At 68.5% G+C, this 1,613-nt stretch carries 4 protein-coding genes; 2 read left to right on the forward strand and 2 right to left on the reverse strand.

All coding sequences use genetic code 11. From position 1 onward, the window contains the following. Positions 1–492: response regulator transcription factor (locus AC1DY5_RS54880; RefSeq protein ID WP_478122570.1), on the reverse strand; the 492-nt coding region annotated here is incomplete at its 3' end. Here AC1DY5_RS54880 and AC1DY5_RS54885 point away from each other — a divergent pair. Both AC1DY5_RS54885 and AC1DY5_RS54890 read left to right on the forward strand, forming a co-directional pair. Beyond that, complete coding sequence (locus AC1DY5_RS54885) at positions 491–730, forward strand: ATP-binding protein (RefSeq protein ID WP_478122571.1); 240 nt, start codon at positions 491–493, stop codon at positions 728–730. The two genes, AC1DY5_RS54880 and AC1DY5_RS54885, sit on opposite strands and share 2 nt — an antisense overlap. A gap of 92 nt (positions 731–822) precedes the next feature. Beyond that, positions 823–1,326, forward strand: a complete 504-nt coding sequence (locus AC1DY5_RS54890) for an SET domain-containing protein (protein ID WP_478122572.1) — start codon at positions 823–825, stop codon at positions 1,324–1,326. Positions 1,327–1,329: 3 nt separating this feature from the next. On the opposite strand, the gene AC1DY5_RS54895 is transcribed toward AC1DY5_RS54890, so the two are convergent. Continuing rightward, on the reverse strand, positions 1,330–1,613 hold a 284-nt coding region (locus tag AC1DY5_RS54895; RefSeq protein WP_478122573.1), incomplete at its 5' end, for an ABC transporter ATP-binding protein.

The raw sequence follows: 1,613 nt of genomic DNA on the forward strand, positions 1-1,613 counted from the left end.
ATCTGCTTGTTGAGACGGCCGCAGAGCACGCCGTCCATCACCTGGCGCTCTCGCGGCGAGACGCTGTCGAGCCGTGCCTTGCAGGCCGTGGCGCTGCGCATCGCGCTCGCGCTGAGCGGCATGGCGGTCGAGCCCGCGGCGCAGCGCGGCAAGCAGCAGTTCGTCGTCGACCGGCTTCAGCAGGAAGTCGACCGCGCCCTTCTTCATCGACTCGGCACAGGTCGGGACATCGCCTCGCCCGGTCAGGAAGACCACCGGCAGATCCCACGCCTGCTCGCACATCAGGTCCTGCAGGGCGATGCCCGTGGTGCCTGGCATCTGGACATCGAGCAGCAGGCAGGCGGTGCCCGCGAACGGCAGGCGCTCGAGGAAGGCGTCCGCCGCCGCGAAGGTCTCGGCCTTCCACCCCACCGAGCAGATCAGGCGTTCCATACTGCTGCGGATGGCCGCGTCGTCGCCGACGACGAACACGGTCGGTTCGGGTGGATTCATGCGTCGATTTCTTCTTTATTCACACGCGCCGGATGCCGAGCGGCAGGTTCGATTGGCGGTCAGAGACACCGGCCCGGGCATCGACAAGGAACCCATCGACCGGGTCTTCGATCCCTTCTACACGACCAAGGCCAAGGGCCTGGGCATGGGCATGGGGCTGGCCATGTGCCGCTCGATCCTCGAGTCGCACGGCGGCAGCCTGTCGGTCGAACGCAACGCGGGGCGGGGCGGGGCGTGACCTTCTATTTCCTGGCTGCCGCTCTTGAGTACGATGCAGATCCGCCGCAGCGAGCCTGTGACCACGCATCTGCACGAATCCCGCTCCACCCCATGACCGCCGCCAGAAAATCCGCCGCCTCCTCCACTCCCTGCCTGCGTGTATCCCCCAGCGGCGTCCACGGACTGGGCGCATTCGCGACCCGGGACCTGCCCGCCAACGCCCTGCTCGGTCTCTACGAGGGCCGCCGCTACACGGCCGAAGAGGTCGCCGCTCGCAAGTGGAACGATCAACTGACCTACCTCTTCATGCTCTCCAACGAGGAGGTCATCGACGGCGGCAAGGGCGGTAATGCGRCCCGCCACCTGAACCACTCCTGCGATCCGAACTGCGAGGCGGTCGAGGAATACGACGAGGCGGGCCGGCTGGTGCTCAAGTTCCAGACCCTGCTGCCGGTCGAGGCCGGCGACGAGCTCTTCATCGACTATGGCCTCACGGCCGAAGACGGCTCGTCGCCGTCGGACTACCCGTGCCACTGCGGTGCCGCCAACTGCCGCGGCACGATGCTGGATGTCGCGCCCCTCGCCGAGGGACCCGCTGACCTGGTGCTGCCCTAGCGCTCAGCGCAGCGGCAGCGCGAGCGTCGCGGCCAGCGGCAGCGCATCGATGCGCTCCCCGCTCGCCACCACCACGGCACGGGCTTGTGCGCGCTCCGACAGGGCGCTCCAGAGGCAGCGGATCGACGCGGCGTCGAGGCCGCCGGTCGGCTCGTCGAGCAGCAGCAGCGGGCGACTCGAGGCCAGCGCTGCCGCCAGCCAGACCTTGCGCTTCGAGCCGGTCGACAGCATGTACATCGACTTCTCCAGATGCGGCGCCAGCGCGAAGCCATCGACCAGCCACTGCC

This window comes from Variovorax sp. P4_D9, assembly GCF_056401695.1.

Bases quoted from the DNA above. Each gene is read 5' to 3' on its own strand.
- AC1DY5_RS54885 (WP_478122571.1), top strand. From the start codon at position 491: ATGCGTCGATTTCTTCTTTATTCACACGCGCCGGATGCCGAGCGGCAG.